Raw genomic sequence first — 3,310 nt, 5'->3', positions numbered from 1 at the left:
GGTAAAATTTCAATTAGAAATAAAAAAGAAGTATTAGCAGAATATTTAGCAATCACTCTACATTCAATAGTTGGAAAATTAGAGTTTGCAAAAGAAATGAGTCAAACAGCACAGCCAAAGATTTCAGATTTACAAGTTAGAAACTTTTACATCCCCCTTCTCCCAATAGAAATCCAGCAAAAAATTGCTTCATTGGTTCAGCAATCGCACGAAGCAAGAAAGAGAGCAAAAGAATTGTTAGAAATAGCAAAACGAGCAGTTGAAATTGCCATTGAGAAGAACGAAAAAGAAGCATTGAGTTATATTTCTAAAACTGAGAATAAACAGTGATTTTTAAAAATTGGAGGTAGAGGCAATGGACATCTATTCGGCAAAAGATGGAAAGTTGACTTATATAGAAGAAGTCGATTTCAAGTTGGAAAAGGACATTCAAAAAATATGTGACGACAACTTGAAAGAGTTGTTTGATTTGGAAGTCGTGAAACCACAGTTTACCATCCAAAATTTCAGAATTGATACTCTTGCATTTGACGAGAAGGCGAAGGCGTTCGTTGTAATTGAATATAAAAAGAATGAGAACTTTAGCGTTGTAGACCAAGGGTATGCTTATCTCTCTTTGATACTTAACAATAAGGCTGAGTGCGTCCTTGTGTACAACGAGAGTCGAAAAAGGCCGATTAAGAAGGATGAGATAGATTGGACGCAAACACGGGTCATATTTGTTGCTCCATCGTTTACACCGTATCAGGTGCAATCAATAAACTTTAAGGACTTGCCAATTGAATTATGGGAGATAAGAAAATATGCAAATGAGACAGTAAGCATAAATCAAATACAATCGTTAGGAGCAAGCGAATCCATAAAAACGATCTCCAAGAATAACAAAACTGTTGGGGCAGTCAGTAAAGAAATCAAAGTTTATACTGAAGATGAACACTTGAAGAATATCCCAGATGAGATAAAAGAACTGTATGAAACGTTCAAGGGTTCGGTGCTATCAATCGACAATGACATCAAGGTGAAGCCAACAAAGCAATATATAGCATTTATTAGTAAATCGAATTTTACAGATGTAGAGATTCACAAGAAGGAATTAAAAGTTTATTTGAATCTTAAAAAAGGTGAGTTAAATGATCCAAAAGGTTTAGCAAGGGATGTTTCTGAGATTGGCCATTGGGGAAATGGAGACTACCAATTGCATATAGGTGGCGATGAGGATTTAGACTACATTTTTTCATTGGTTAAGCAATCTTACAAGAAAAATTCTGCCTAAAAAATAAAGAGTTTTAGGGTTCTGGGTTTTTATTAAAATTGCCTAAAGTAATCTTTTTATAGCAAATCATTATAAGAAACTGGGGGTGTAAGTATGGTTCAAATAAAAGATTATATAGACGTGAATAAGAAAGCAAGAGATTTAGGTTGCAATAGACCTTTGTCTTTGACTCTTCTTCCTCGGAATTTTGAAACCGCTACTTCAAAAGGCGAGCTTATCCATGAAGGTAATGCACCTACTATCAGAGTACTTTTGAGGCAGAATGAAATTAGTGAAACAAAACTTGAAAAAGAAGGAGAAAAATTCCCCTGTGTTCAAGAAAAGTCTTTTGTTGAATGGATTGCACCCGCTATTTTTATTTCAGCTGATTTACTTCAAGAAAATTCAATTATAGTTTCCGTAATAATTAACATCATTTCAAACTATTTAACTGACTGGCTAAGGGGAATCCCTATAAATAGCAGAAAAGTAAGGCTTAGCATAGTCTTGGAAACTAAAAATGGTAATTTCAAAAAAGTGGAATATGAAGGGCCACAGGATGGACTAAAAGAACTTCCCGAGGTAATTAAGAGAGTTAGCGATGAATGAAGATATAAAACTCTTTCTAAAAGAATTCGACAAACCAATAAAAGGATGTGGAACTTTTTGTTTTATGAGTAGAGGAAAAGAGTTTCAACAAGATGCCATAAATGAACTTACAGTACTTAAACAAAAAGTTATATCTCTTAAAGAAAATGCTATAAAAAATAAAGATGAGGACTCTGCAAATTGTGCGTTAAGTTTAGAGAATATTATAGACGCAATGATTAATGAGTTAATGATGTGGATTGCATTGAAGGAGGATGATCCCAATAAAGCTTGGGATTATCTAATAGAGGCTCAATCTAATGCGAGAACAGCATTACAAGCCCATTATATAGCAATAGATCTAAATATGGAGAAATATACAGATAAATTGTATTTGTTGGAAAAGCTTCTTTTTCCTCCCCAGATTTTTTTCAGTCCCGGCTTTATCATTATGGAATCAAAGTGTTCAATATGCGGAAAGGAATACGGAGAATGTGAACATATAGTTGGGAAGGCATATATGGGTCAAATGTGTAACAGAATAATAACAAAGACGTACCTTAAGGAAGTATCAGCAGTTGAGGAACCGGCGAATAAACATGCACGTATTCTTACGTTCACTGATAATGGGGTTACCAGGAATTACATGACATGGAAAATTATTGATGGGCAGAAAGAGAATAATAAAGATAATACTTAAATTTTCTATATAATTTGTTACTTGCGGAAAACATAACCTCCGTTATGTTAAGGAAGTTCGCAAACGATGATTTGTTTGGTAAAGGGTTGAAATTTCTGAGACGAAATTTTGAGATTTTATAGGAAGAACAACTGTAGCAGGCTTCTTTGAGGGAAGCTCACAATCGAGGATAATATCATAACTCTGTTATGCAATCGGAGCAGTGCAAATGGACTTTTCATTCGCAAGCTCATTTCAAAAAACCGTTTAAGAAGCATTGCACACCAGCATATCTGTGAAATGTTTTAAAATGATTTAACAAAGAAAATTATAACCTGATGAAAAAAATTACAGGTTACAGAGGATTAAAAAAATTTTAGTTACGGTATAGAAGTGTTACACAAGGCATCAGACTATTCGCTTTGCTCACAGACTGATAAAGGCCTTGCACGCCGTAATAATAGTTTGATACAGTAAGACATAGAGAAAGGAAAAGAGTAGAAGCCTTGGAATGAATAACAACACCTGCGAGGGGAACTCAAAGCCCCAAGCCCCACAAGGGGATGTATCAATGCAAACGCTACTCACAACAAAACAAGAGTGAATAACCAAATCCAAGAAATATACGATGATTATTAACACTTGTTTTAAGAGTGTTGTTGCGGTGCTACTGCGTTATCAGCGTAGAGTGCTGACTGTGAATAAGTGAATATGCCGTCATCACACCCTGTGCTCAAAGAGCTCTTCCGCCTGCCTTTGCTCGGTGCGTGGTTAGAGTCTCAGCTTAGTGG

3 protein-coding genes and 1 pseudogene are annotated in these 3,310 nt (G+C 35.2%); all 4 read left to right on the top strand.

What is annotated here, in order from left to right:
• Window positions 1-330 (top strand): annotated as a pseudogene (locus tag ACP5SP_RS07665) (hypothetical protein); the annotation flags it as partial.
• A gap of 25 nt (window positions 331-355) precedes the next feature.
• Window positions 356-1,273, top strand: coding sequence for a DUF5655 domain-containing protein (locus ACP5SP_RS07660; RefSeq protein WP_428076456.1), 918 nt, complete (start codon window positions 356-358; stop codon window positions 1,271-1,273).
• A gap of 93 nt (window positions 1,274-1,366) precedes the next feature.
• The gene (locus ACP5SP_RS07655; protein ID WP_428076454.1) at window positions 1,367-1,861 is read left to right on the top strand and encodes a hypothetical protein; all 495 of its coding nucleotides are present in this window, start codon (window positions 1,367-1,369) and stop codon (window positions 1,859-1,861) included.
• Window positions 1,854-2,540 (top strand): hypothetical protein, encoded by a 687-nt coding sequence (locus ACP5SP_RS07650; RefSeq protein ID WP_428076452.1) that lies wholly within the window; start codon window positions 1,854-1,856, stop codon window positions 2,538-2,540. Before ACP5SP_RS07655 ends, ACP5SP_RS07650 begins: the two co-directional genes overlap by 8 nt.
• The last annotated feature ends 770 nt before the right edge of the window (window positions 2,541-3,310 follow it).

Origin of the sequence: Caldisericum sp. (genome assembly GCF_049967455.1) — a bacterium.
GTDB lineage: Bacteria > Caldisericota > Caldisericia > Caldisericales > Caldisericaceae > Caldisericum > Caldisericum exile_A.
The sequence above is the reverse complement of the archived record's forward strand: the minus strand, read 5'-3'. Positions and strand labels throughout refer to the sequence as shown.

What these genes read in the sequence shown, in the direction of transcription:
- ACP5SP_RS07660 (WP_428076456.1), top strand. Translation starts at nt 356, where the DNA reads ATGGACATCTATTCGGCAAAAGATGGAAAGTTGACTTATATAGAAGAA.
- ACP5SP_RS07655 (WP_428076454.1), top strand. Translation starts at nt 1,367, where the DNA reads ATGGTTCAAATAAAAGATTATATAGACGTGAATAAGAAAGCAAGAGAT.
- ACP5SP_RS07650 (WP_428076452.1), top strand. Translation starts at nt 1,854, where the DNA reads ATGAATGAAGATATAAAACTCTTTCTAAAAGAATTCGACAAACCAATA.